We start from the raw sequence: 25,036 nt of genomic DNA on the forward strand, positions 1-25,036 counted from the left end.
GTGAGCCACCGGCAAATACAGGAGGTTTACAATGAAACGCGCGTCTTTACTAACACTGACTCTTATCGGCGCTTTCAGCGCCATTCAGGCAGCCTGGGCGGTAGATTACCCGCTCCCACCAACCGGAAGCCGACTGGTTGGGCAAAATCAAACCTATACGGTGCAAGAGGGGGATAAAAACCTTCAGGCTATTGCCCGTCGTTTTGATACTGCGGCAATGTTGATCCTTGAAGCCAATAACACAATTGCTCCGGTGCCAAAACCAGGCACGACAATAACCATTCCTTCGCAACTGTTATTACCTGATGCACCGCGCCAGGGGATAATTGTGAACCTTGCGGAACTGCGTCTTTATTATTATCCGCCGGGAGAAAATATCGTGCAGGTCTACCCGATAGGTATTGGCTTGCAGGGGCTGGAAACGCCAGTGATGGAAACACGGGTAGGGCAGAAAATCCCCAATCCTACCTGGACGCCCACGGCGGGTATTCGTCAGCGTTCACTGGAGCGAGGCATCAAATTACCGCCAGTTGTTCCAGCCGGGCCGAATAACCCTCTGGGACGCTACGCACTGCGCCTGGCGCACGGCAACGGCGAATACCTCATTCATGGCACCAGTGCGCCGGACAGTGTCGGTTTGCGCGTCAGTTCAGGCTGTATGCGTATGAACGCTCCGGACATTAAAGCACTGTTCTCCAGTGTGAGAACGGGAACGCCGGTAAGAGTGATCAACGAACCGGTAAAATACTCTGTAGAACCGAACGGGATGCGTTATGTTGAAGTGCATCGACCGCTATCGGCAGAAGAACAGCAGAACGTTCAGACAATGCCGTACGCACTGCCTGCAGGCTTCACGCAATTTAAAGACAATAAGGCTGTAGATCAGAAGTTAGTCGATAAAGCATTGTATCGTCGGGCAGGGTATCCGGTTGCGGTAGGCAGTGGAGCAACTCCAGTAGCCAGCAATGCGTCTGCAGTAGAGTCAGCGCAGAATGGTGAACCAGAGCAAGGAAATATGTTACGCGCGACGCAATAGGCGTAATGAGCAGGCAAAAAAAATGGCGCACAATGTGCGCCATTTTTCACTTCACAGGTACTATTACTTGCGGTATTTAGTAGCCATGTTGTCCAGACGCTGGTTAGCACGAGCTGCGTCATCTTTAGCAGCCTGAACGTCGGAACGCATTGCGTTCACGTCGTTGCTCAGCTGGTCAACTTTAGCGTTCAGAGTCTGAACGTCAGAAGACAGCTGATCGATTTTAGCGTTGCTGGAGCAACCTGCCAGCAGAGTAGAACCCAGGATTACCGCGCCCAGTACCAGTTTAGTAGCTTTCATTATTAATACCCTCTAGATTGAGTTAATCTCCATGTAGCGTTACAAGTATTACACAAAGTTTTTTATGTTGAGAATATTTTTTTGATGGGAAGGCACTTATTTTTGATCGTTCGCTCAAAGAAACATCGAACGCTTGGTTTTAGATAAAAAAAATGAGAGAAAACAGGATGGTTCCATCGGATTCATCTTAGATAAAGTGAGATTATATAGTGAAATCCGATTTGATTTTTTATTGCTTCTGGTTATCGATTAAATAAAAAAAGCGCCCATCAGGGCGCTTCGATATACAAATTAATTCACAAAAGCAATATTACAGGACGTGAACAGATGCGGTGTTAGTCGTGCCGCTCGGTACCAGCGCGCCAGAAACCATGACTACGACGTCGCCTTTGTGCGCCAGACCGCTCTGCAGCGCCAGTTCTTTACCCAGACGATAGAAATCATCAGTAGAGGTAATTTCTTTAACCAGCTGCGGTACAACGCCTTTGCTCAGTACCAGCTGATGAGCCGTTTTTTCGTTGGTGGTCAGCGCCAGAATGGTTGCATCCGGGAAGTATTTACGTACTGCACGAGCAGATTTACCGCCCTGGGTCGCTACGACGATCAGCGGAGCATCCAGTTTTTCAGCAGTTTCAACTGCGCCACGGCAAACCGCTTCGGTGATACGCAGTTTACGGTTGTCGTTGTTGAACTCGAGACGGCTGTTCATCACGCGGTCGGTACGTTCACAGATGGTCGCCATGATAGAAACAGCTTCCAGCGGATATTTACCTTTTGCGGATTCACCAGACAGCATTACTGCGTCGGTGCCGTCGAGGATGGCGTTGGCTACGTCACCGGCTTCTGCGCGAGTCGGACGTGGGTTTTTGATCATGGAATCCAGCATCTGGGTCGCAGTGATAACGACTTTACGTGCACGGATACATTTTTCGATCATCATCTTCTGGGCGAAGATAACTTCTTCAACCGGAATTTCTACACCCAGGTCGCCACGTGCAACCATGATGCCATCAGATGCCTCGAGGATTTCGTCGAAGTTATTGAGGCCTTCCTGGTTTTCGATTTTGGAGATGATTTGGATGTTTTCGCCGCCGTGCGCTTTCAGGTGCTCACGGATTTCGACAACGTCAGAACGTTTACGGATAAAGGAAGCAGCAACAAAGTCTACACCTTGTTCGCAACCGAAGATCAGGTCCTGTTTGTCTTTTTCTGCCAGTGCCGGCAGGGCGATGGAAACGCCAGGCAGGTTCACACCTTTGTTCTCGCCCAGGTCACCGTTGTTCAGTACTTTACAGATAACTTTGTTACCTTCGATAGCGGTAACTTCCATACCGATCAGACCATCGTCAACCAGTACGGTGTTGCCGACGGACAGGTCGGTGGTGAAACCTTCATAAGTTACCGCAACCATTTCGCTGTTGCCGATAACAGATTTGTCAGTGGTGAAAGTAAAGGTCTGGCCTGCTTTCAGAGAAACGTCGTTACCGCCTTCCAGTTTCATGGTGCGGATTTCCGGACCTTTGGTATCGAGCAGGATAGCGGCAGTTTTACCGGTTTTGCTCATCACGTTGCGCAGGTTCTGAATGCGCTGACCGTGTTCTGCATAGTCACCATGAGAGAAGTTCAGACGCATGACGTTCATGCCCGCGTCCAGCATTTTAGCTAACATCTCTTCAGATTCGGTTTTTGGGCCGATGGTGCAAACAATTTTGGTCTTTTTCATGACAGTCTTAGTCTTTAAGTTGAGAAGGATAGGAGAAACTTGCTTTCTGGGCGCACTGCCGGAAAGCGAATCCGGTATTACGAAAGTGATGGTGCCTCGCTCTAAGGATAGGTGACATCGAAAAAGCGTGCAGAGGAATGTGTGCTTGTGTCTCAGCCCAACGTGAGTGCCTGTTTTTGAGTCGTTGAGTTCTACAGTCCAAAGTGCTGAAACCATTCAAGAGTCAATTGGCGCGGATTATACGCTGAATTTAATCAAAAAGGAAAACAAAAACAGCGTTTCAAAAACATTCATGCATATACACAATAAACTGTTATCAAAGATTTAACGTCCTCGATAGCAGATTACGCAAAATCATCGCTGCTTGCGCAACGGGAAGGCGATGGCTGGAAGGTGGAGGATAACTGGAGTAAAGACAGAGTGCGTACCCTCGTTACACAACAGATGCAAATATAATAATTTATCGAGTTATTTGTTTGATTTTGTTTGTTTTTTGTTTAAGTAATGAGATTGATATATGCTGATAACTGGCATGATAAATGGGTGTGAATAATGGGCAACCGGACAAAAGATGATGAACTGTACCGCGAAATGTGCAGAGTGGTAGGGAAAGTGGTGTTGGAGATGCGTGACCTGGGCCAGGAGCCAAAACACATCGTCATCGCTGGTGTGCTGCGTACAGCATTAGCAAATAAACGTATCCAACGCAGCGAATTAGAAAAGCAGGCGATGGAAACAGTCATTAATGCACTGGTGAAATAATTGTTCGGGGATAGCGCGTAACGCCTTATCCCCTCTGTTTTATTATATTGTCACATGTAAGTTTATTTTTATAAATTGATGTAAGCCAACTATATTAATTGCGATATGTATTTAATTTTATAGCGAATTAACTATTTCTATATTCTGGAATGTATATCACAAATTATTGTAGAGTAAATGAAATTCATTTCAAATGATAACAAATATCACTCCGCTTTTAATCTTCTGCTTTCCATTTTTAATTGATAACGATCAATGTTAAGGGCTAGGAATAATCACATTATTTTTTCTCCTAACCATAAAGGATTAGTTTGCTTGCGTTAAATCATGTCTCATATGCTATCGGGTTAGGACAAAAATATCTGGTGTTGGAGGCATAGTCAGCAGCGTATTAGTTGAATGCTTAATATCAGGCTGCTGAATTGTCAGCACTGTGTTTGCGAAGAGGATGCGAAATAAATGAACCCGGTTGAACGTCCACTGTTAGATATTGGCTTAACGCGATTAGAGTTCTTGCGTATATCAGGAAAAGGTCTTGCTGGTTTAACAATAGCCCCTGCGTTATTGTCACTTTTGGGCTGTAAACAGGAAGATGTCGATAGCGGCACGGTGGGGCTGATAAACACGCCCAAAGGAGTGTTAGTTACCCAGCGTGCGCGTTGCACCGGCTGCCACCGCTGTGAAATCTCCTGTACCAACTATAACGATGGCGCCGTTGGTACTTTTTTTTCCCGCATCAAAATCCATCGTAATTATTTCTTTGGCGACAAGGGCGTAGGTTCCGGTGGCGGCTTATACGGCGATCTGAATTATACCGCCGACACCTGCCGCCAGTGTAAAGATCCTCAATGCCTGAAGGTCTGCCCGATTGGCGCGATTACCTGGCAGCAGGAAGAGGGATGTATAACCGTCGATCATAAACGTTGCATTGGTTGTAGCGCCTGTACCACTGCGTGTCCGTGGATGATGGCCACCGTAAATACTGAAACTAAAAAATCCTCGAAATGTGTGTTGTGCGGTGAATGCGCAAACGCCTGCCCGACAGGGGCGTTAAAAATTATCGAGTGGAAAGATATTACTGTGTGAATCTTGCAAAGGAAAAAATCATGGCTAACGGTTGGACTGGTAATATATTAAGAGTCAATCTTACGACAGGAAATATTACCCTCGAAGATTCCAGTAAGTTTAAAGATTTTGTCGGTGGTATGGGCTTTGGCTACAAAATTATGTATGACGAAGTACCTCCAGGCACCAAACCTTTCGATGAAGCAAATAAATTAGTTTTTGCTACGGGGCCGTTGACAGGGTCTGGTGCACCCTGTAGTTCTCGCGTAAATATCACATCACTTTCCACATTTACCAAAGGAAATTTAGTCGTCGACGCCCATATGGGCGGTTTTTTTGCTGCACAAATGAAATTCGCCGGATACGACGTCATTATTATCGAGGGTAAAGCGAAATCACCAGTCTGGCTAAATATAAAAGATGACAAAGTTAGCCTGGAGAAAGCCGATTTCTTGTGGGGAAAAGGGACGCGTGCAACCACGGAAGAAATTTGCCGTTTAACCAGCCCTGAAACCTGTGTAGCGGCTATTGGTCAGGCGGGTGAAAATCTTGTGCCTCTCTCTGGCATGCTGAATAGTCGTAACCACAGTGGCGGCGCGGGAACTGGCGCAATAATGGGCTCCAAAAATCTGAAAGCGATTGCGGTTGAAGGGACAAAAGGAGTCAACATTGCCGATCGCCAGGAGATGAAACGGCTCAATGACTATATGATGACCGAACTTATTGGCGCTAATAACAATCATGTCGTGCCAAGTACGCCGCAATCGTGGGCAGAGTACTCTGATCCCAAGTCGCGCTGGACAGCTCGTAAAGGGCTGTTTTGGGGCGCAGCGGAAGGCGGCCCGATTGAAACAGGAGAAATCCCGCCTGGCAATCAAAACACGGTCGGTTTCCGCACCTATAAATCTGTCTTTGATTTAGGTCCGGCAGCAGAGAAATACACCGTCAAAATGAGTGGCTGCCACTCATGTCCAATTCGTTGTATGACCCAGATGAACATTCCTCGGGTTAAAGAGTTTGGTGTACCCAGTACAGGTGGCAACACCTGTGTCGCTAACTTTGTCCACACCACCATCTTCCCGAACGGGCCGAAAGATTTTGAAGATAAAGATGATGGCCGGGTGATTGGTAATCTGGTCGGTCTGAATCTGTTCGATGACTACGGGCTGTGGTGTAACTACGGGCAGTTGCATCGCGACTTTACCTATTGTTACAGCAAAGGCGTGTTTAAGCGCGTTCTGCCTGCTGAAGAGTATGCGGAAATTCGTTGGGATCAACTGGAAGCTGGCGACGTTAATTTCATTAAAGATTTTTACTATCGTCTGGCGCACCGCGTGGGTGAGTTGAGTCACCTGGCTGATGGCTCGTATGCCATTGCTGAACGCTGGAATTTGGGTGAAGAGTACTGGGGCTACGCAAAAAATAAACTCTGGTCGCCGTTTGGTTATCCGGTTCACCATGCCAATGAAGCGTCGGCGCAGGTCGGCTCTATCGTTAACTGCATGTTCAACCGTGACTGTATGACGCATACGCACATCAACTTTATCGGCTCCGGTTTGCCGTTGAAACTGCAGCGTGAAGTGGCAAAAGAGCTTTTTGGCTCTGAAGATGCTTACGATGAAACCAAAAACTACACACCGATCAATGACGCAAAAATTAAATATGCCAAATGGTCGCTGTTGCGGGTTTGTTTGCATAACGCCGTCACCCTGTGCAACTGGGTCTGGCCAATGACCGTTTCGCCACTGAAAAGCCGCAATTATCGTGGCGACCTTGCGCTAGAAGCCAAATTCTTTAAAGCAATCACTGGCGAAGATATGACGCAGGAAAAATTAGATTTAGCTGCTGAGCGTATCTTTACGTTACACCGTGCCTACACGGTAAAACTGATGCGAACCAAAGATATGCGTAATGAGCATGACCTGATCTGCTCCTGGGTATTTGATAAAGATCCGCAGATTCCGGTCTTCAGTGAAGGTACTGACAAAATGGATCGCGATGATATGCACCAGTCACTCACGCTTTTCTACAAGGAAATGGGCTGGGACCCACAGCTTGGTTGTCCAACGCGAGAAACGCTTCATCGACTCGGGCTGGAAGATATTGCCGCCGATCTGGCGACACATAACCTGCTACCAGCATAAGGAACCGGCGTAATGAGCCAGCAGGAGGAAATGACACAACTGGAAGCGCCTGATATTGACGTGACTAAGCGTCAATGGCTGCACAGTATGCGTCAGCCCGATGACACTGCGAACGATGCGGTTACAGGGCCTGAACCGGCTGAAATTCTGGCGGAGTTTATCCGCCAGCATTCGACGGCGGGTCAACTGGTTGCACGCGCCGTGTTCCTGTCGCCGCCATATACGGTTGCTGAAGAGGATCTTTCTGCATTGCTGGAAAGCATACGGCAGAGTTCAGACTTCGCAGATATCGCCTGTATGACGGGCAGTAAAGATGATTATTACTACTCAACGCAAACCATGAGCGAAAACTATGCCGCTATGTCTTTGCAGGTTGTTGAGCAGGACATCTGTCGGGCCATTGCACATGCCGTTCGCTTCGAATGCCAGACGTATCCCCGGCCTTATAAGGTCGCCATGCTGACGCAAGCGCCATATTACTACCAGGAAGCGCAGATTGAAGCCGCGCTCGCCGCGATGGATATCGCTCCTGAGTATGCCGATATACGTCAGGTGACGTCATCGACGGCTGTGTTGTACCTGTTTAGCGAGCGTTTTATGAGCTATGGCAAAGCTTATGGCTTATGTGAATGGTTCGAGGTTGAGCAGTTTCAGAATCCCTGAAGTTTCAGGGAGATATCATGGATAGGGTGGACAGTCGCAGCCACAGCATTAGAGGATAATAAGATGTCCTTCACTCGACGCAAATTTGTTCTGGGGATGGGAACGGTAATCTTTTTTACCGGTTCAGCACCTTCTTTGTTAGCGAACACCAGACAAGGAAAGGAAGTTCGATATGCCATGATTCACGATGAATCACGGTGCAATGGCTGTAATATTTGCGCCAGAGCATGCCGTAAAACTAACCATGTACCGGCACAGGGAAGTCGTTTGTCTATCGCGCATATCCCGGTCACCGATAACAATAACGAAACGCTGTATCACTTTTTTCGCCAGTCATGCCAGCACTGTGAAGATGCTCCTTGCATCGACGTTTGCCCCACAGGGGCATCGTGGCGTGATGAACAGGGGATCGTGCGGGTAGAAAAATCACAATGCATTGGCTGTAGCTACTGCATCGGCGCATGCCCGTATCAGGTTCGTTACCTTAATCCACTGACCAAAGTGGCGGATAAATGTGATTTCTGTGCTGAGTCACGGCTGGCAAAAGGTTTTCCGCCCATCTGCGTTAGCGCCTGTCCGGAACATGCGTTGATCTTTGGTCGCGAAGATAGCCCAGAAATTCAGGCGTGGTTACAGGAAAATAAATACTATCAATATCAGCTGCCTGGTGCCGGGAAACCGCATCTGTATCGCCGGTTCGGTCAACATTTGATTAAAAAGGAAAATGTATGAACCCGTCGCAAAATGCTGAACAATTTCATAACCAGTTGGCGAACTATGTACCGCAGTTTTCTCCCGAATTTTGGCCTGTGTGGTTGGTCATTGCCGGGCTGTTGCTGGTCGGGATGTGGTTAGTGTTGGGGCTTCACGCCTTGCTTCGCGCTCGTGGTATAAAGAAATCCACCACTGGTCATGGCGAGAAGGTTTATCTCTACAGCAAGGCGGTGAGATTATGGCACTGGTCGAATGCGTTACTCTTTGTCTTGTTGCTGGCAAGTGGGCTAATCAATCACTTTGCGCTGGTGGGCGTTGCTGCAGTCAAAAGTCTGGTTGCCGTACATGAAGTTTGTGGATTCCTGCTACTGGCATGCTGGCTTGGCTTTGTTCTCATTAATGCCGTTGGGGGTAATGGTCATCACTACATTATCCGTCGTCAGGGCTGGCTCGGGCGAGCGGCTAAACAAACGCGGTTTTATCTGCTTGGAATTATGCAAGGGGAAGATCATCCTTTTCCTGCAACAACACAGTCTAAATTCAATCCATTGCAGCAGGCCGCCTATGTTGGTGTGATGTATGGATTGCTGCCGCTGTTACTGTTGACGGGGCTGTTATGCCTTTACCCGCAAGCCGTGGGGGACGTGTTCCCTGGCGTAAGATACTGGTTATTGCAGGCGCATTTTGCTCTGGCAGTTATAAGCCTCTTTTTTATCTTCGGCCATCTCTATCTTTGCACCACGGGGCGTACTCCGCACGAAACTTTTAAATGTATGGTCGATGGCTATCACCGGCATTAACGAATGATCATTACACGAGCTGATCTGCGAGAGTGGCGTGTAGGCGCGGTTATGTACCGCTGGTTTCTGCGCCGTTTTCCGCAAGGTGGAATTTATGCCGATATTCACCACGCCCTGATTGGCGAAGGATTTACTGACTGGGCGGAAAGTCTGGTTGAGTACGCCTGGAAAAAATGGCTGGCAGACGAAAATTTCGCCCGTCAGGAAGTTTCCTCAATGCAAAAACTGGCCAAAGGCCCCGTAGAGATACCCTTTTGCAGTCAGTTCGCCCGGGCCGACGATCACGCACGCGTCGGCTGTTGTGAGGATAACGCCAGAATCGCTACCGTGGGGTATGCTGCGCAAATTGCCAGCATGGGTTATAGCGTGCGGATTGGCAGTGTCGGCTTTAACAGCCATATCGGTAGCTCAGGTGAACGTGCTCGTGTTGCTGTAACCGGTAATTCCTCGCGGATAAGCAGCGCCGGAGACAGCAGTCGTATTGCGAATACCGGAATGCGAGTACGCGTTTGTACATTGGGTGAACGGTGTCATGTCGCCAGTAATGGCGATCTGGTGCAAATCGCCAGCTTTGGCACAAACGCCAGGATTGCAAACAGCGGCGATAACGTTCATATCATCGCCAGCGGTGAAAATTCAACGGTAGTGAGTACGGGCGTGGTGGATTCAATTATTCTCGGGCCAGGAGGCAGCGCCGCGCTGGCGTATCATGACGGCGAAAGAGTGCGCTTTGCCGTAGCCGTTGAAGGTGAAAATAATATTCGCGCTGGAGTTCGCTATCGTCTGAATGAGCAGCATCAATTTGTGGAATGCTGACTCTTTTACCTTAATCAAACGACAGACGTCGGCGTGCGCGGGATGCTGGCTTAACGACGGCCTGCGCCATAGCCTCACCAATTTCAGCACAAGCCGTAAGCCCCTGAACGAAAGGCCGATCGTGCATTAGCCAGGGCAACGCGCCGAACGCCACGCGACCACGAACTTCTTCCGGTTGCTGTAGCGTATAATCTTCACCGACATCAGGTATTTCATCGCCTGTTTTCTGTAGCTGTGCACGTAGTCCAGGGAAAGGTATGTCTTTCACTTTGAGCGAGCGTTGCCCACGAGCATCAATAAAAACGTCAAACGAGTAGCTGTTGTCCGCTGTTTTCAGCATTGTGTGCGTTTTGTCGATTTCCATATCGTATTCCTCACCGAGAGCGAGAATATGGATAATTCCCGCCTCGCGCAAAGCCAGTAAGCGCTTTATAGATTCAGAAGGGATAGCTGCATAATTGTCGATAAATACTCTGGCAAGGCCTTTACTGAACCGTTTATGGTCGTGCTCATTCAGATGCGGAACAATTTCCTGTACGGCTTCATGCAGGCGAAGAATGACATAACGCCAGGGAACGGTATATTTTTCACGTTTATTTCGCTCGACTTCTGCTAAGTTTTTTTCTGCCCAGGCAAATGGGTCATGCTGTTTACGGTCAGCAAACCAGGCCAGCGCGAAGGTATCGACATTCAGGTCCTCTATCGCAATATGTTGGCTCCAGTCAGGATCAGCCGCAGTAATCTCTTTCAATATAAGTTTAAATACCCGGTCCAGAAGACCCTGTGTACCTTTTTCAATTTCCGCGTTCAGGGAATGTTCAGTGACAATGCGTAGAGGTTCGTAGGGAATAGGGCAATAGAAATCGGCTTCTGGCAAAATGCCTGTGCGTGACATCAATGTAATACTGAGTTTTTCACTGTCGCTATCGCGCTGAAACAGAATGCGTTGATTATCTTTTTCGATAAAGGAACCATGCTGGATAGCAACCGCCATTGCGGCATCCAGCCCGCTCAAGGATGTTCCCATAATGCCCACGCGACAGGCTTCAATTTTCGCTTCCATTAACCCTGACCACGGGCTGGGGAAATATGTTCGGCTTGCTTGTTCTTCGTCAGGCCAGACGTGACCGGTGGCTATTACGGCTAAATCAAACGTCTCAACTGGCAAATCCCGAACTGTGAAGATAAGCACGCCAGAGTCTGTGACTTGCAGATCAGTCACCTGGCAAGATTCATAAACGTTGATTTCAAATTGCTGCTGCCGAGCTTGTTCTACCAACCGTAAAAAGCGATCACGGAAATATTCTCCTAACAAAATCCTCGGCAAAAACTGGCGATCGTGCAAGCTTTCCTTTTTAACGCCATAACGTTGCAGATGGCTGGCATCTTGCTCTTGCAACCATTCCAGATAAGTACAATAAATCGGCGGTATTTCAATGCTGGCAATATTTGCCAGCATCATTTTAGAGTTTTCTTCATCATTGTACGGCATACCGACACCAGCCTCGTCGGCTTGCTCGAAGAGAGAAATGGAGAGTGGCGTTTGTTGCTGCAAAAGCGAGAGGAAAGTGTAGATCCCTGTTGGTCCGGCACCCACAATGGCAATTTTTTTCATTGTTACTTACCTGTATGCATTTTTTTGAATTTGGTGTTACCAGATAAGTGTGGTGGAAATATTTAGAAAAGGAGAAATTTCAGACGGGGACGAAAAGGGCGCGTATCGCCCTTCATTAATCTCTGTCAGGCCAGTTTTGCCTGATTGATTTGACTCAGTGACTCATTGACATCGAAAACTTTGGCAATAACTTCTGCGACACCAAGATTTTTCAGGCGGGCAGTATGTTTGTCCAGATAAGCCAGGGCGCTTTTTTCATCGGTAAAAAGGTAGATCCCACCGGCTTCATGGTTCTTTTCACTTTCTGTCCACACCTTCCACAGAAAACCGGGTTCCTGGTTAATCGACTCGGCAAGCGGTTTAAGTTGCTCAGCCATTTCGTCGCCAAAGGGGCCATTAAAAGCAAAATGAAGTTGTAATAAAGTTGCCATAGCTATTCTCCTTCTGATAACGCATACGAGGATAGTGTAAATCTTTTAACGTATTGGATACAGAGAAGAAGCAGGAGAAACAAAAGGGAAGAGAAGACCAGATTAAGAAAATCTGGTGCGTCCGAGTGGACTCGAACCACCGACCCCCACCATGTCAAGGTGGTGCTCTAACCAACTGAGCTACGGACGCAGGATGGTGCGTTCAATTGGACTCGAACCAACGACCCCCACCATGTCAAGGTGGTGCTCTAACCAACTGAGCTATGAACGCAACGTTGTAGGTGACAACGGGGACGAATATTAGCGGCAGAGCGTGAAGGTGGCAAGAGGCAAATCGTAATTTTCTGCGCTATTTCTATCGTTTGCAGAGCTTTTAAGCAAATTGGCGATATTTTGTTGATTTGCAAGGGCGATTTTTGGCCAGAGATCATATTTAGATTTGATACAGCCGATTATCCCTCGACTCACAATGTAAAACAGAGACTTTGCCACCATATCAATTCTATCGTGGATAAATCCTTCGTAGCCTTTACACTTAGGTAGCGATAAAGGCACACAGATGCAGCATAGGAATAAGTCATGGGATCTGATGCAAAAAACTTGATTAGCGACGGGAAAGTGCAAATTGTTCATGCTGGAGACGTTATCGGCGCGACTCAACTTACTGATGGCGAGTTGATTGTTGAGGCAGGCGGAAGAGCAGAAAATACCGTGGTCACAGACGCTGGCTGGCTGAAAGTTGAAACTGGTGGAATCGCCAAATGTACACAGTACAGCAACAATGGCACGTTATCAGTCGGTGACGGCGCAATAGCCACTGACATTGTTCAGTCAGATGGTGGAGCGATTAGCCTCTCAACGCTCGCGACTGTTAATGGCCGCCATCCCGAGGGTGAATTTAGCGTTGATCAGGGCTATGCCTGCGGTTTATTGCTGGAGAATGGCGGTAATCTGCGGGTACTGGAGGGCCATCGCGCGGAAAAAATCATTCTGGATCAGGATGGTGGTTTGTTGGTCAACGGAACAGCATCAGCAGTTGTTGTCGATGAAGGTGGTGAACTGTTGGTTTACCCTGGCGGAGAAGCCATCAATGGTGAGATAAGCCACGGCGGCGTTTTTATGCTGGCAGGTAAAGCCAGTGATACGCTGATTGCGGGTGGCACCATGAATAATCTCGGTGGCGAAGACATTCATACTATCGTTGAAAATGGCGCCGTTTATCGCCTGGGGACAGATGGTCTGCAACTCTACAGTTCTGGTAAGACTAAAAACCTGACAGTTAAAACCGGTGGGCGGGCTGAAGTGCATGCCGGTACGCTGGAAAATGCAGTGGTACAAAGTGGGACAGTGATTGTGATGTCTCCCACCAGTGCGGATGAAAAATTCGTCGTAGAAGAAGACTGTGCTCCGGTTGAACTTACGGGGAGCGTTGCATTACAGGACGGCGCTTCTATGATTGTTGGCTATGGCGCTGATCTGAAACAATCAACGATTACGGTCCAGCAGGAAGGCATGTTGATCCTCGATGGCAGCACGGTTAAAGGTGACAATGTCACTTTCTATGTTGGCAACCTGAATCTCGATGGTGGAAAAGTGTGGCTGATAACGTCAACCGCAACGTCTGTGCAGTTGAAGGTGAAACGTCTGCGAGGAGAAGGAACGATTTGCCTGCAAACCAGTGCGAAAGAAATTTCTCCAGAATTCATCAGTGTGAAAGGGGAAGTCAGCGGTGATATTCACGTTGAGATAACGGATGCCAGTCGGCAGCCTATTTGCAGCGCACTTAAATTGCAGCCGGACGAAGATGGCATTGGCGCAACGCTCCAGCCAGCCTAAAATTAAGGCGCAATCTTTGCGGATTGCGCCTCATTTTTTTATCGAGATGCACGTTGCAAAATGATAGCCGATGGTAGACGTTGCAAGAAACGCATACGTAGCATCATCATAATGGCAGCAGAAGTCAGACCGATAATAAAGCCTATCCAGAAACCTGCCGGCCCCATCGGCTCAACTACCAGATTGGTCAATGCCAGAATATAGCCACTTGGTAAGCCCAACACCCAATACGCGATAAAGGTAATGTAAAAAATAGATCGCGTATCTTTATAACCACGCAAAATCCCGCTACCGATTACCTGTATCGAGTCAGAAATCTGATACACCGCCGCCAGCAACATCAGGTGTGCAGCCAGTGTCACAACTTCTGGATTATCGTTATACAGAAGAGCGATCTGCTCCCGCAGCGAGATTGTAAAAATTGCCGTCATCGTTGCCATACAGACGCCAACCATAAGCCCGGTTCGTGCAGCAGTTTGCGCATCCAGCGTGGAACCCTGACCCAGACGATAACCCACACGGATAGTCACAGCCGCTGCCAGCGACATCGGAAGAACGAACATCAGCGAACTAAAGTTCAGGGCAATCTGGTGGCCTGCCACATCGACAATACCGAGCGGAGATACCAACAGCGCAACCACCGCAAACAGTGTTACTTCAAAGAACAGGGCCAGCGCGATAGGTAAACCCAGTTGCACAAGTCTTTTCATTACCGCCGGATCTGGTTTAGCGGTGCCTTTTTCGTTGCGGATATCGCGCATAGAACGGGCATGCTTAATATAGGAAACCATAGCAAGGAACATTACCCAGTACACCGCCGCAGTCGCCACACCACAGCCGACGCCACCGAGTTCAGGCATACCGAAGTGACCGTAAATGAAGATATAGTTAACCGGAATGTTCACCAGCAGGCCAATAAAGCCCATTACCATGCCCGGCTTGGTTTTTGCCAAACCTTCACACTGGTTACGAGCGACCTGGAAGAACAGATAGCCCGGAGCCCCCCACAATAGTGCACGCAGATAACCCACTGCTTTATCGGCGAGGGCCGGATCGATATTTTGCATGGAGCGGATGATATAACCCGCATTCCACAGCACCAGCATAATAAGCACGGAGACGAAACCGGCCAGCCAGAAACCTTGTCGCACCTGATGCGCAATACGTTCACGGCGACCGGAACCATTCAATTGTGCGATGACTGGCGTCATTGCCAGCAGCAGTCCGTGACCGAAAAGAATCGCCGGGAGCCAGATAGAAGTACCAATGGCGACTGCCGCCATGTCGGTGGCGCTATAGCCGCCCGCCATGACGGTATCGACAAAACCCATCGCTGTTTGGGCGATTTGCGCGAGAATCACCGGGATTGCTAATGCTAATAACAGACGCGCTTCACTAATGTATTTCTGCACGTGAACACCTTTTATATTGTTGTTATATGAGAGACTAAAAAACCGCCTGAATGGGCAGCAAAAAGAAGAAGCAGGGGAAATTCAGTCTATTGTAGCGAGGATTTATTAATTCTCCAGTGAAAAAATAACCACTCAACCCCCTTTACTGGTAAGGACGTTTCCCACCTGCTATTGTGCTGAACAGTATGTCCTAACTGATTTCAGGAGTTGTAAGTATGTTTACGGGGATAGTGCAGGGCACCGCGAAGTTGGTGTCGATTGACGAGAAAGCAAATTTTCGAACCCATGTAGTGGAATTACCTGATTACATGTTGGATGGTCTGGAGACAGGCGCTTCTGTCGCGCATAACGGTTGCTGCCTGACTGTAACGGAAATTAACGGCAACCGTATCAGTTTTGATCTGATGAAAGAAACGTTACGAATAACAAACCTTGGCGATTTAAACGTTGGGGATTGGGTAAACGTAGAACGAGCTGCTAAATTCAGCGATGAAATCGGCGGACATTTAATGTCAGGTCATATTATGACCACCGCAGAAGTATCGAAAATAATAACATCAGAAAATAACCACCAGATCTGGTTCAAAGTACAGGATGAGCAGTTAATGAAATATATCCTGTATAAAGGGTTTATTGGTATTGATGGCATCAGTCTGACGGTTGGTGAAGTGACAGCGACCCGCTTTTGTGTGCATTTAATTCCGGAAACGCTGGAACGTACCACTCTCGGTAAGAAAAAACTCGGTGCACGCGTCAATATCGAAATCGATCCGCAAACTCAGGCCGTGGTAGATACTGTTGAACGTGTGTTGGCGGCACGGGAAAAGAAATAAAGCTGCGTTTGAAATGACATCGCCCCCAAAATGGGGGCGATGAAATAATACTTAACGCGCCACGCGAAGGCCGCTTTCGACCCCACGTGAGAACACCACTTGCCAGAGCTGGATATCACGGGCGCGGAAGGCACCAGCGCAAGCATTCAGATAATACGTAAACATCCGTTTAAAGCGTTCACTGTAGTTATCGGCAATTTCCGGCCAGGCGGCGAGGAATCGTTCATACCAGGCCATCAACGTAGTGTCATAGTCAGCGCCAAAGTTATGCCAGTCTTCCATCACAAAGTGTGGTTCACTGGATTGCGCAATCTGGCGTACAGAAGGCAGGCAACCATTCGGGAAAATATATTTGTTAATCCACGGGTCAACATTCAGATCGGTTTTTTTCGAGCCGATAGTATGTAGCAGGAAAATCCCTTCTGGCTTCAGATTACGATCCACTACCTCAAAATAGGTATCGTAATTTTTCGGTCCGACGTGCTCGAACATACCAACCGAAACAATACGGTCAAACTGGTCGTTCAGGTCACGGTAATCCTGTAGCAAAATGGTGACATCCAGACCTGCGCAGCGTTCCTGGGCCATTTTCTGTTGTTCGGCAGAAATCGTGACACCAACCACACTTACGTCATAATTAGACGCCATGTAATGCGCCAGCCCGCCCCAACCGCAGCCGATATCCAGAACCCGCATGCCCGGTTTTAACTGCAATTTTTCACAAATCATTTTGAGCTTCGCTTGTTGGGCAGATTCCAGATTATAGGCATCTTTCCAGTAAGCGCAGGAATACTGCATGAAGGGATCCAGCATACGGCTGAACAGGTCATTACCAAGGTCGTAATGCTCTTTACCTACTATCCAGGCACGCTTTTTACTTTGCAGATTGAAGAGCCGTGCGCCAGCAATGCGTAGTGTGTCTTTGAAATGATGGGGGAGTTGGTTTTCAAGCCCAGCGCGTAAGACTTTGCTAAAAAACATATCCAGTCGGTCACATTCCCACCAGCCATCCATATAACTTTCGCCTAACCCCAACGATCCTTCCTGTAGAACGCGTTTAAAAAAATCGGGGTTTTTAACTCGAATATCTGCCGGGGCAGAGCCATTAATGGCGATGCCTGCACGGCTAAGTAATTCGTTGGCGATACGGTACCAGTTGTCATCCGGTACGCTGACTTCTTCTATACACGATGAACTCATAGTTTCTCCATCACTGGTCGGTGATCAGAACCTTAAAACAGCGTAGACGCTTTTTGGGCTTTGTGAGAAATCTCGCAGGAAAACCGCGAGTCTATAATCCGACGTAAAACAGAGGAAAGGAGGAACCCTTGCCGAAATGACCATCCATAGTGACCCGGGAACGCTCCTGTCCCCGTAAAAACATAATATTTATCGTAATATTAACAACTGGAACCCAGTATAGGCTGCTAATCTCAATCATACAACAAAATTTTGTTAGCAGCCTAAGTATAACGATATCGCTATAGATCAATGTGATTCACTATGTGCGACTTCCGTCTCGCCATGATTCTGGCAGTGAGATTCAGGTTGATGTTGCATCTTATAGCCGATAGCAACCAGCACCACGGTCGATAACATCACGCTGGTGGTGGTGAACAGCGGCGTGCTGACGCTGATGAGCCAGGAAACCCCCAGGCTTGCGAGGAAGCACAGACCCAATTGCAGGGTATTCTGCAATGCAGCAGCGCGGCCAGTCGCATGCGGGAAGGGGCGTAGCGCCTGGGCGACCACAATCGGGTAGATTGCCCCGTTGGCAATGGCCATCACACAGAATGGGATCAGAATTTCGGCCAGCGACACATGGCTAATGAAGCCCGCAGCCCAGGTTGCTACCACGCTGACGGCAAACAGCGCCAGCAGCCACGGTAACAACTGCTTACCCTGCCATTTCTGCAATGCGGCGCGACAGCCGTAACCACCAATAAGAAACGCGATGGTTTGCGGAACATAACTTAATCCGATTACTGCCGGACTGTAGCCCATTTCGCTGAGGATAAACGGTGAACCGGTTAGCCAGGCAAAGAAACTGGCTGAACAGGCCGCATAAATCAGCACATTCCCGCGATAGGTTTTTGAACGCAGCAGATCGGTAAAGGTCAGTCCATCCTGACTATCATTGCGTGCTTTCGTGGTGGGTTTAAGCCAGAAAATGGGCAGAATCAGCACTACGGCAATGGCAAACAGAGTGGCGAAAATCGCCTGCCAGGAAAAATGGACCAGCAGCCAGCTACCTAACAGCGGAGCAAGCGCCGGAGAAAGCCCCACTAAAGGCATAATGGTCGCAAAAATACGGTTAACTTTTTGTGAAGGATAGTAATCCGTCACCAATGCCTGCCAGATAACGGCCGCGGCACAGACACCAACAGCTTGCACAAAACGCAATACCAGCAGCGTGGCAGCGTTTTCCACCCATAACATTCCCAGACTACCCAGCGCAAAAATTGTCAGGCCGATCAATAACACAGGTTTACGACCATAACGATCGGAGAGCGGCCCCCACAGGAGCTGGGCAGCGGCAAAACCGGCAAGGAACAGACTAAGGCTGGCACTGACAGCAGACGCAGGCGTTTGCAGGTCGGCCTGAATGGCGGCGAAAGCGGGCAGATACATATCGGTTGCCAGAAAACCGAGTACGCTCAAACCCGCCAGCCAGACTAAAAATCTTTTCCCAGGTTGCATGTATATTCTCTAAATTCCTCAATTAAACACCGTCGCAAAGTGTAGGGAGTGAAATTCCTGTTGTGAAACGGTAATATTTGATGACTGGTTTCAAAAATTTTGCAGGCAAACTATGTGGTCTGAGTATTCTCTCGAAGTTGTTGATGCAGTGGCGCGAAATGGCAGCTTCAGCGCTGCAGCCCAGGAGTTGCATCGCGTTCCTTCTGCGGTCAGCTATACCGTGCGTCAGCTGGAAGAGTGGCTGGCGGTGCCGCTTTTTGAACGGCGTCATCGTGACGTGGAACTGACCGCTGCCGGGGCGTGGTTTCTCAAAGAAGGGCGCTCTGTTGTCAAAAAAATGCAGATCACTCGCCAACAATGTCAGCAGATAGCGAACGGCTGGCGCGGTCAATTAGCTATCGCGGTAGATAATATTGTCAGGCCAGAACGCACGCGGCAGATGATTGTTGATTTCTATCGCCATTTTGATGACGTCGAACTTCTGGTTTTTCAGGAAGTGTTCAACGGCGTCTGGGATGCGCTTTCCGATGGGCGCGTGGAACTGGCGATTGGCGCGACACGAGCGATTCCGGTTGGGGGCCGTTACGCCTTCCGTGATATGGGGATGTTGAGCTGGAGTTGTGTTGTTGCCCGCCACCATCCGCTTGCGTCGATGAATGGGCCGCTCAGCGATGACACGTTGCGCAACTGGCCGTCGCTGGTGCGCGAAGACACGTCGCGGACGTTACCCAAACGAATTACCTGGCTGCTGGATAACCAAAAAAGACTTGTCGTACCTGACTGGGAATCATCGGCAACCTGTATCTCGGCCGGTTTATGCATTGGCATGGTGCCGACGCATTTCGCCAAACCATGGCTTAATGAGGGAAAATGGGTGGCGTTAGAACTGGAAAATCCATTCCCTGATTCGGCATGTTGTCTGACCTGGCAGCAGAATGATATGTCGCCAGCGTTAACCTGGTTGCTGGAGTATCTCGGTGATAGTGAGACGCTGAATAAGGAGTGGCTGCGGGAGCCGGAAGAGACTCCCGCAACGGATGATTAACGACGATAGTCGCGGAACGGACCGTCAGCCACGGAGCGGCGTTCAATAAGCCGCGGATGAACTTCGATAGACTGCGGTTCTTCGCGTTTGTTGACGATACGGTCCAACAGCATGTTGAACGCCGTTTCGCCCAGCGAATCTTTTGGCTGATGGATAGTGGTCAGCGCCGGGGTAAAGTAGCGGGCGTTGCGCACATTATCATAACCGATCAGCGAAACATCCTGCGGTACGCGCAGACCCATTTCATCAGCAGCGCAAAGTGCACCCATTGCCATGATATCGCCGCCACAGAAGACCGCAGTAGGGCGGTGTGGCTGCGACAGGATTTGTTGCATGGCGCGATAACCCGATTCAGGTTCAAAGTCACCCTGCACAATCCAGTTTTCTGGCACCTTGATCATCGCTTCTTCCATCGCCTTCATAAACCCTGCCAGACGACCCGCGCCGGTATTACGTTCCAGAGGACCAGGGATAACGCCGATTTCGCGATGACCGCGTTCAATCAGATAGCGTCCGGCCATGTAGCCGCCTTCAAACGCGTTATCGATGACCGCATCGGTAAAGTCGGCTTTTGCTTCGCCCCAGTCCATTACCACCATCGGGATATGGCGATACTCTTCCAGCATCGCCAGCAACGGTTCTGGATACTCAGAACACATGACCAGCAGGCCATCGACGCGTTTTTGCGCCATCATCGACAGATAGGCTCTCTGTTTCTCCAGATTGTTCCACGCGTTGCCGAGGATCAGCGTGTAACCTTTCTGGAAGCAATTTTTTTCAACCGCTTCGATGATCTCCGCGAAATAGGCTGCTTCGCTGCTGGTCGCCAGCAAGCCGATAGACTTGGTATGGTTAACCTTCAGGCTACGCGCTACCGCGCTAGGGGAGTAGTGTAATTCTTTAATCGCTGCCCACACGGCGTTGCGCGTTTCTTCAGCGACGAAACGAGTTTTGTTTATAACGTGTGACACAGTTGTAGTGGAAACGTTTGCTCGCTTCGCTACATCTTTTATTGTTGCCATTCCATTTCACTCCAGACCCTAACTTCAGCTCCTGCAAAATCGCAAGGTAAACGTTTGCCTTTACACACCTTACGCGCAACAAAAGTGTTGCGGTACGCCGGAAAAACGACACAGAGCGTCAGGAAGGGGTCAATGGCCAGTACGCAAATAGTGTAAGCGTGGAATTTTGGCCGATCTTGATGAAAAGGGGAAGTGGTAAAAACACTTATCATTATAAATGGCGGGAGATTTTTTCTTCACAGTGTGTAAAAATGCGTAATATCACTTTTTGTAGGGTAATAAAAAAGGAGAAAACTTGATGAGTACCGACCTTAAATTTTCACTGGTAACAACCATTATTGTCCTCGGTTTGATCGTGGCCGTAGGTTTGACTGCCGCGCTGCACTGATTTCCCTTCGAGGGAGCGCATCCTCCCTCGCACTCTCTTCCCTTTTGTTAGCAAAATGGCAAAAGTGTTTTCTCTTTTTGTTATTTTCAATTTTTTGTGATTGCTGTCATGCTTTCGCCACTTTGATGAATATCGTGTAATGACGCGAAGAGGTGGAGATTAGGCATGAAAATTAACTATCCGTTGTTGGCGCTGGCAGTTGGCGCGTTTGGTATCGGGACAACGGAGTTCTCGCCAATGGGCCTGTTACCCGTCATTGCGCGCGGTGTGGATGTCTCGATTCCTGCTGCGGGCATGTTAATCAGCGCCTATGCGGTTGGCGTGATGGTTGGCGCGCCGCTGATGACATTACTGCTGTCTCATCGCGCCAGGCGCAGTGCGCTTATTTTCCTGATGGCCATTTTCACTCTTGGCAACGTGCTTTCCGCCATCGCGCCGGATTATATGACGTTGATGCTTTCACGCATTTTGACCAGTCTGAATCACGGGGCATTCTTTGGTTTGGGTTCAGTCGTGGCCGCAAGCGTTGTGCCTAAACACAAACAGGCCAGCGCCGTCGCCACTATGTTTATGGGCTTAACTCTGGCAAATATTGGCGGTGTTCCTGCGGCGACCTGGCTTGGCGAAACTATTGGCTGGCGGATGTCGTTTCTGGCAACGGCGGGGCTGGGCGTGATTTCAATGGTTAGCCTGTTCTTCTCGTTACCGAAAGGCGGCGCAGGTGCGCGACCGGAAGTGAAAAAAGAGCTGGCGGTATTGATGCGTCCGCAGGTGTTATCAGCCTTACTGACGACGGTACTAGGGGCTGGCGCAATGTTTACCCTCTACACCTATATTTCACCAGTACTGCAAAGTATCACCCACGCAACGCCGGTGTTCGTAACAGCCATGCTGGTGCTGATTGGCGTTGGGTTTTCTATCGGTAACTATTTCGGCGGTAAACTGGCGGACCGTTCGGTCAACGGCACGCTGAAAGGCTTTTTGTTGCTGCTGATGGTGATTATGCTGGCGATCCCGTTCCTGGCGCGTAATGAGTTTGGTGCGGCTATCAGCATGGTGGTGTGGGGCGCAGCAACCTTTGCGGTGGTACCGCCGTTACAGATGCGTGTGATGCGAGTTGCCAGCGAAGCGCCAGGGCTGTCTTCCTCAGTGAATATCGGTGCCTTTAACCTGGGCAATGCTCTGGGTGCCGCGGCAGGTGGCGCAGTGATTTCGGGTGGTCTGGGGTACAGTTTTGTGCCGGTGATGGGGGCAATTGTCGCAGGACTGGCATTGTTGCTGGTGTTTATGTCAGCCAGAAAACAACCTGAAGCAGTTTGCGTTGCCAACAGTTAATAAACGAAACGCAGAAGGGGATACCTTCTGCATTACAGTTTGCAGGCAAAGTGCGATTTATCTTGCCGGATGCGGTGTTAACGCCTCATCCGGATAGACCCGATAAGCGTAGCGCATCAGGCAATGTTGCATTTGCCATCAGTTATTATGCAGCGAGATTTTTCGCTACGAATTCCCAGTTCACCAGCGCCCAGAAGTGCTCCAGATAGCCAGGACGCGCATTGCGATAGTCGATGTAATAAGCGTGTTCCCAGACATCAACGGTCAGCAGCGGGGTCGCATCGGTGGTCAGCGGAGTACCAGCATTAGAGGTAGAAACGATAGCCAGTTTGCCATCGCTGTTTTTCACCAGCCAGGTCCAGCCAGAACCAAAGTTTTTGATCGCAGCGTCAGTAAACTGTGCTTTGAAATCGGCAAAGCTACCGAAAGATGCGGCGATAGCTTCAGCGACTTTGCCAGTCGGTTCGCCACCGGCGTTCGGTGCCAGGCAGTTCCAGTAGAAAGTGTGGTTCCAGACCTGAGCTGCGTTGTTGAATACGCCACCTTCAGAGCTGCGAATAATCTCTTCCAGTGATTTACCTTCAAACTCGGTGCCTTTAATCAGGTTGTTCAGGTTAGTGACATAAGTCTGATGATGTTTGCCGTAGTGATACTCAATGGTTTCCGCAGAAATGTGCGGAACCAGAGCGTCTTTAGCATATGGTAGTGCAGGTAATTCGAATGACATTGCTACTCTCCTTTATTATTCATTGGTATACGCACAATAGCCTTATTGTGAGTACGGATAGGGTAGCAAATTAAAAGGTGATACAAAAGATGAACTTACCCTGTTGCCGTAACAACAGGGTAAAGTTTTAGCGAAGTGTTTTTGGGGTCATTACCCGACGAGCGCCAACATAGTGACGTTGCCAGTAATCTTCACTTAACGACGTGATTTGAATTTCCTGACCACTGCGTGGTGACTGAATAAATTTACCATTGCCAACGTACACGCCTACGTGATCGGCAGTCCCACGCCCTTGCGTGCGGAAGAAGACCAGGTCGCCGTTTTTCAGTTCACTGCGATCGATAGGTGCCGCATCGCGCAGGTGATACATTTCGTTGGCCGTGCGCGGAATACGGATCTTAACCAGGTCTTTATAAGCGTAATAAACCAGTCCACTGCAATCAAAACCGGTACGCGGTGAACTCCCGCCCCAACGATATGGCTTGCCAATTTGCTGCATCAGTTTATTCATCGCCACTTTAGTGGCTTTCTGAACTTTGGCTTTGTGCGCATCGGCAATAGTGCCAGGGGCGGCATTTTTGACTTTCACGCAATGTGACTTATTGCCCTTACGTTTGGTGCACTTTTCCGTAAAGCTGGCAGACGCCGTTTTAGTGACAACATTTTTGCTTCGAGTTTTAGCGTTTTTAGAAGCGGTAATGGAGGATTTTTTAACGGAAGAAGCGGTTTTGCTTTTGGTCGTACTTTTACTGGCGACTTTTTTGGCGGTTTTCTGACTGGCTTTATTATTGGTCTTTTTGGTGGTTGCCGTGCTTTTCTTTTTATCTGCTTTTTTGGTGATATGAGTGGTAGCAGAACTCTCCCTGGCTTGCTTGGAAGCATAGGCCATAGGCATTAAAGGCAGGGTGGTAAAAAGTAAAGCACAGAGCGTGATCGAAATACGGTTTATCCGCGCCACTGAGCGTCCCTCTGTTAAGGCAGGTCTATCATGCCTGCGTCTGATTTACAAAACTTGATGATTCTAATGCATAGAAGAAGGGAAAGTTAATAGCTTTTATTGTTAAAAAATACGTTTCGTCGGCGAGCGCAAAAAAAAAGCAGCAGTGAAAGCTAAAAATGGTCGCAAATGCGCCAGCTTGCAGCGTGGCAGAGTAGAAACGAATATTTGAAATGCAACAAATAGAGCAAAGGGATAAAATAGCAAAAGCATGATGAAAATGTTATTTTCCGATGCCGCACTGACCCGCTACAATGTCAGATTACTGCCGTAAAGAAGTTTGAGGAAGCAAGACAATGAGCACCACTATCGAAAAAATCCAACGCCAGATTGCTGAAAACCCGATCCTGCTGTACATGAAAGGTTCACCGAAACTGCCGAGCTGCGGTTTTTCTGCTCAGGCAGTCCAGGCGCTTGCCGCTTGTGGCGAACGTTTTGCCTACGTTGATATCCTGCAAAATCCGGACATTCGTGCGGAACTGCCGAAATATGCTAACTGGCCGACTTTCCCGCAACTGTGGGTTGACGGCGAGCTGGTAGGCGGTTGTGATATCGTGATTGAAATGTATCAGCGTGGCGAACTGCAGCAGCTGATCAAAGAAACTGCTGCTAAATACAAGTCTGAAGAGCCGGATGCTGAATAATCCGTTTCGCAATACTGACGGATGCTAA

At 48.9% G+C, this 25,036-nt stretch carries 25 protein-coding genes and 2 tRNA genes; 14 read left to right on the plus strand and 13 right to left on the minus strand.

From position 1 onward, the window contains the following. Positions 1-31 precede the first annotated feature (31 nt). Entirely contained in the window at positions 32-1,036 is a 1,005-nt protein-coding gene (ldtE, locus tag FEK42_RS04010) for a L,D-transpeptidase LdtE (RefSeq protein ID WP_135409990.1), read from the plus strand. 63 nt (positions 1,037-1,099) lie between these two features. Here the strand turns inward: ldtE and lpp are convergent, their stop codons facing one another. The 3 genes from lpp to FEK42_RS23175 form a co-directional block, all read right to left on the minus strand. Next, a complete protein-coding gene (gene lpp / locus FEK42_RS04015) occupies positions 1,100-1,336 on the minus strand; it encodes a murein lipoprotein Lpp (protein ID WP_000648420.1) in 237 nt (78 codons plus the stop codon). Between the two features lie 310 nt (positions 1,337-1,646). Further along, positions 1,647-3,059 carry a pyruvate kinase PykF gene (gene pykF, locus FEK42_RS04020; RefSeq protein WP_064530058.1) on the minus strand — a complete coding sequence of 471 codons (1,413 nt, stop codon included), beginning with the start codon at positions 3,057-3,059 and terminating at the stop codon, positions 1,647-1,649. Between the two features lie 7 nt (positions 3,060-3,066). Next, positions 3,067-3,261, minus strand: coding sequence for a hypothetical protein (locus FEK42_RS23175; RefSeq protein WP_242664678.1), 195 nt, complete (start codon positions 3,259-3,261; stop codon positions 3,067-3,069). A gap of 350 nt (positions 3,262-3,611) precedes the next feature. Here FEK42_RS23175 and fumD point away from each other — a divergent pair, with 350 nt between their 5' ends. From fumD to ydhT, 7 genes are all read left to right on the plus strand, one after another. After that, the gene (gene fumD / locus FEK42_RS04025; protein WP_000528337.1) at positions 3,612-3,821 is read left to right on the plus strand and encodes a fumarate hydratase FumD; all 210 of its coding nucleotides are present in this window, start codon (positions 3,612-3,614) and stop codon (positions 3,819-3,821) included. 459 nt (positions 3,822-4,280) lie between these two features. Next, positions 4,281-4,907: a ferredoxin-like protein gene (locus FEK42_RS04030; protein ID WP_130208224.1), complete on the plus strand. Its 627-nt coding sequence runs from the start codon at positions 4,281-4,283 to the stop codon at positions 4,905-4,907. Positions 4,908-4,927: 20 nt separating this feature from the next. After that, on the plus strand, positions 4,928-7,030 hold the full coding sequence (locus FEK42_RS04035) for an aldehyde ferredoxin oxidoreductase (RefSeq protein WP_130208222.1): 2,103 nt from the start codon (positions 4,928-4,930) through the stop codon (positions 7,028-7,030). A gap of 12 nt (positions 7,031-7,042) precedes the next feature. After that, positions 7,043-7,693 (plus strand): YdhW family putative oxidoreductase system protein, encoded by a 651-nt coding sequence (locus tag FEK42_RS04040; RefSeq protein ID WP_130259827.1) that lies wholly within the window; start codon positions 7,043-7,045, stop codon positions 7,691-7,693. A gap of 63 nt (positions 7,694-7,756) precedes the next feature. Beyond that, the gene (locus tag FEK42_RS04045) at positions 7,757-8,425 is read left to right on the plus strand and encodes a 4Fe-4S dicluster domain-containing protein (protein ID WP_130208218.1); all 669 of its coding nucleotides are present in this window, start codon (positions 7,757-7,759) and stop codon (positions 8,423-8,425) included. Then, entirely contained in the window at positions 8,422-9,207 is a 786-nt protein-coding gene (phsC, locus tag FEK42_RS04050) for a thiosulfate reductase cytochrome B subunit (protein WP_135492677.1), read from the plus strand. The genes FEK42_RS04045 and phsC overlap by 4 nt, the downstream gene beginning before the upstream one ends. A gap of 3 nt (positions 9,208-9,210) precedes the next feature. Beyond that, positions 9,211-10,023 (plus strand): protein YdhT, encoded by an 813-nt coding sequence (gene ydhT, locus FEK42_RS04055; protein WP_135406792.1) that lies wholly within the window; start codon positions 9,211-9,213, stop codon positions 10,021-10,023. Positions 10,024-10,033: 10 nt separating this feature from the next. On the opposite strand, the gene FEK42_RS04060 is transcribed toward ydhT, so the two are convergent. From FEK42_RS04060 to FEK42_RS04075, 4 genes are all read right to left on the minus strand, one after another. Next, the gene (locus tag FEK42_RS04060; RefSeq protein ID WP_138211743.1) at positions 10,034-11,638 is read right to left on the minus strand and encodes an FAD-NAD(P)-binding protein; all 1,605 of its coding nucleotides are present in this window, start codon (positions 11,636-11,638) and stop codon (positions 10,034-10,036) included. A 125-nt stretch (positions 11,639-11,763) separates the two neighbouring features. Continuing rightward, complete coding sequence (locus FEK42_RS04065; RefSeq protein ID WP_130208210.1) at positions 11,764-12,069, minus strand: monooxygenase; 306 nt, start codon at positions 12,067-12,069, stop codon at positions 11,764-11,766. Between the two features lie 113 nt (positions 12,070-12,182). After that, positions 12,183-12,259: transfer RNA gene (locus tag FEK42_RS04070), tRNA-Val, on the minus strand. A gap of 4 nt (positions 12,260-12,263) precedes the next feature. Next, positions 12,264-12,340: transfer RNA gene (locus FEK42_RS04075), tRNA-Val, on the minus strand. 308 nt (positions 12,341-12,648) lie between these two features. Here FEK42_RS04075 and FEK42_RS04080 point away from each other — a divergent pair. Beyond that, positions 12,649-13,905, plus strand: a complete 1,257-nt coding sequence (locus FEK42_RS04080; protein WP_138211744.1) for an AIDA repeat-containing protein — start codon at positions 12,649-12,651, stop codon at positions 13,903-13,905. Positions 13,906-13,943: 38 nt separating this feature from the next. On the opposite strand, the gene mdtK is transcribed toward FEK42_RS04080, so the two are convergent. Then, positions 13,944-15,317 (minus strand): multidrug efflux MATE transporter MdtK, encoded by a 1,374-nt coding sequence (gene mdtK, locus FEK42_RS04085; protein WP_130208206.1) that lies wholly within the window; start codon positions 15,315-15,317, stop codon positions 13,944-13,946. Between the two features lie 215 nt (positions 15,318-15,532). Between mdtK and FEK42_RS04090 the strand changes: the two genes are divergently transcribed. Beyond that, entirely contained in the window at positions 15,533-16,150 is a 618-nt protein-coding gene (locus FEK42_RS04090; protein ID WP_064530047.1) for a riboflavin synthase, read from the plus strand. 51 nt (positions 16,151-16,201) lie between these two features. Here FEK42_RS04090 and cfa read toward each other — a convergent pair whose 3' ends face one another. Then, positions 16,202-17,350 carry a cyclopropane fatty acyl phospholipid synthase gene (gene cfa / locus FEK42_RS04095; protein ID WP_130208204.1) on the minus strand — a complete coding sequence of 383 codons (1,149 nt, stop codon included), beginning with the start codon at positions 17,348-17,350 and terminating at the stop codon, positions 16,202-16,204. Between the two features lie 288 nt (positions 17,351-17,638). Further along, entirely contained in the window at positions 17,639-18,850 is a 1,212-nt protein-coding gene (gene punC / locus FEK42_RS04100; protein ID WP_130208202.1) for a purine nucleoside transporter PunC, read from the minus strand. 112 nt (positions 18,851-18,962) lie between these two features. Here punC and punR point away from each other — a divergent pair, with 112 nt between their 5' ends. Then, complete coding sequence (gene punR / locus FEK42_RS04105; protein ID WP_130218967.1) at positions 18,963-19,895, plus strand: DNA-binding transcriptional activator PunR; 933 nt, start codon at positions 18,963-18,965, stop codon at positions 19,893-19,895. On the opposite strand, the gene purR is transcribed toward punR, so the two are convergent. Further along, the gene (purR, locus tag FEK42_RS04110) at positions 19,892-20,917 is read right to left on the minus strand and encodes an HTH-type transcriptional repressor PurR (RefSeq protein ID WP_000190978.1); all 1,026 of its coding nucleotides are present in this window, start codon (positions 20,915-20,917) and stop codon (positions 19,892-19,894) included. The genes punR and purR overlap by 4 nt on opposite strands. A gap of 298 nt (positions 20,918-21,215) precedes the next feature. Between purR and cydH the strand changes: the two genes are divergently transcribed. Continuing rightward, positions 21,216-21,305, plus strand: coding sequence for a cytochrome bd-I accessory subunit CydH (gene cydH / locus FEK42_RS04115; protein WP_000102278.1), 90 nt, complete (start codon positions 21,216-21,218; stop codon positions 21,303-21,305). A 165-nt stretch (positions 21,306-21,470) separates the two neighbouring features. After that, positions 21,471-22,640, plus strand: coding sequence for an MFS transporter (locus FEK42_RS04120; protein WP_135492675.1), 1,170 nt, complete (start codon positions 21,471-21,473; stop codon positions 22,638-22,640). Positions 22,641-22,785: 145 nt separating this feature from the next. Here FEK42_RS04120 and sodB read toward each other — a convergent pair whose 3' ends face one another. Together sodB and mepH are read right to left on the minus strand one after the other, a co-directional pair. Further along, a complete protein-coding gene (gene sodB / locus FEK42_RS04125) occupies positions 22,786-23,367 on the minus strand; it encodes a superoxide dismutase [Fe] (protein ID WP_130208196.1) in 582 nt (193 codons plus the stop codon). 127 nt (positions 23,368-23,494) lie between these two features. Continuing rightward, the gene (mepH, locus tag FEK42_RS04130; RefSeq protein ID WP_130208194.1) at positions 23,495-24,325 is read right to left on the minus strand and encodes a peptidoglycan DD-endopeptidase MepH; all 831 of its coding nucleotides are present in this window, start codon (positions 24,323-24,325) and stop codon (positions 23,495-23,497) included. A 335-nt stretch (positions 24,326-24,660) separates the two neighbouring features. On the opposite strand from mepH, the gene grxD reads away from it, so the two are divergent. Next, positions 24,661-25,008, plus strand: coding sequence for a monothiol glutaredoxin 4 (grxD, locus tag FEK42_RS04135; protein WP_000108172.1), 348 nt, complete (start codon positions 24,661-24,663; stop codon positions 25,006-25,008). The last annotated feature ends 28 nt before the right edge of the window (positions 25,009-25,036 follow it).

Source organism: Escherichia sp. E2748, assembly GCF_005781125.1.
Classification (GTDB): domain Bacteria; phylum Pseudomonadota; class Gammaproteobacteria; order Enterobacterales; family Enterobacteriaceae; genus Escherichia.

Excerpts from the sequence above, each read along its gene's own strand:
- ldtE (WP_135409990.1), top strand. The coding sequence starts at position 32 with ATGAAACGCGCGTCTTTACTAACACTGACTCTTATCGGCGCTTTCAGC.
- lpp (WP_000648420.1), bottom strand. The coding sequence starts at position 1,336 with ATGAAAGCTACTAAACTGGTACTGGGCGCGGTAATCCTGGGTTCTACT.
- pykF (WP_064530058.1), bottom strand. The coding sequence starts at position 3,059 with ATGAAAAAGACCAAAATTGTTTGCACCATCGGCCCAAAAACCGAATCT.
- fumD (WP_000528337.1), top strand. The coding sequence starts at position 3,612 with ATGGGCAACCGGACAAAAGATGATGAACTGTACCGCGAAATGTGCAGA.
- FEK42_RS04030 (WP_130208224.1), top strand. The coding sequence starts at position 4,281 with ATGAACCCGGTTGAACGTCCACTGTTAGATATTGGCTTAACGCGATTA.
- FEK42_RS04035 (WP_130208222.1), top strand. The coding sequence starts at position 4,928 with ATGGCTAACGGTTGGACTGGTAATATATTAAGAGTCAATCTTACGACA.
- FEK42_RS04040 (WP_130259827.1), top strand. The coding sequence starts at position 7,043 with ATGAGCCAGCAGGAGGAAATGACACAACTGGAAGCGCCTGATATTGAC.
- FEK42_RS04045 (WP_130208218.1), top strand. The coding sequence starts at position 7,757 with ATGTCCTTCACTCGACGCAAATTTGTTCTGGGGATGGGAACGGTAATC.
- phsC (WP_135492677.1), top strand. The coding sequence starts at position 8,422 with ATGAACCCGTCGCAAAATGCTGAACAATTTCATAACCAGTTGGCGAAC.
- ydhT (WP_135406792.1), top strand. The coding sequence starts at position 9,211 with ATGATCATTACACGAGCTGATCTGCGAGAGTGGCGTGTAGGCGCGGTT.
- FEK42_RS04060 (WP_138211743.1), bottom strand. The coding sequence starts at position 11,638 with ATGAAAAAAATTGCCATTGTGGGTGCCGGACCAACAGGGATCTACACT.
- FEK42_RS04065 (WP_130208210.1), bottom strand. The coding sequence starts at position 12,069 with ATGGCAACTTTATTACAACTTCATTTTGCTTTTAATGGCCCCTTTGGC.
- FEK42_RS04080 (WP_138211744.1), top strand. The coding sequence starts at position 12,649 with ATGGGATCTGATGCAAAAAACTTGATTAGCGACGGGAAAGTGCAAATT.
- FEK42_RS04090 (WP_064530047.1), top strand. The coding sequence starts at position 15,533 with ATGTTTACGGGGATAGTGCAGGGCACCGCGAAGTTGGTGTCGATTGAC.
- cfa (WP_130208204.1), bottom strand. The coding sequence starts at position 17,350 with ATGAGTTCATCGTGTATAGAAGAAGTCAGCGTACCGGATGACAACTGG.
- punC (WP_130208202.1), bottom strand. The coding sequence starts at position 18,850 with ATGCAACCTGGGAAAAGATTTTTAGTCTGGCTGGCGGGTTTGAGCGTA.
- punR (WP_130218967.1), top strand. The coding sequence starts at position 18,963 with ATGTGGTCTGAGTATTCTCTCGAAGTTGTTGATGCAGTGGCGCGAAAT.
- purR (WP_000190978.1), bottom strand. The coding sequence starts at position 20,917 with ATGGCAACAATAAAAGATGTAGCGAAGCGAGCAAACGTTTCCACTACA.
- cydH (WP_000102278.1), top strand. The coding sequence starts at position 21,216 with ATGAGTACCGACCTTAAATTTTCACTGGTAACAACCATTATTGTCCTC.
- FEK42_RS04120 (WP_135492675.1), top strand. The coding sequence starts at position 21,471 with ATGAAAATTAACTATCCGTTGTTGGCGCTGGCAGTTGGCGCGTTTGGT.
- sodB (WP_130208196.1), bottom strand. The coding sequence starts at position 23,367 with ATGTCATTCGAATTACCTGCACTACCATATGCTAAAGACGCTCTGGTT.
- grxD (WP_000108172.1), top strand. The coding sequence starts at position 24,661 with ATGAGCACCACTATCGAAAAAATCCAACGCCAGATTGCTGAAAACCCG.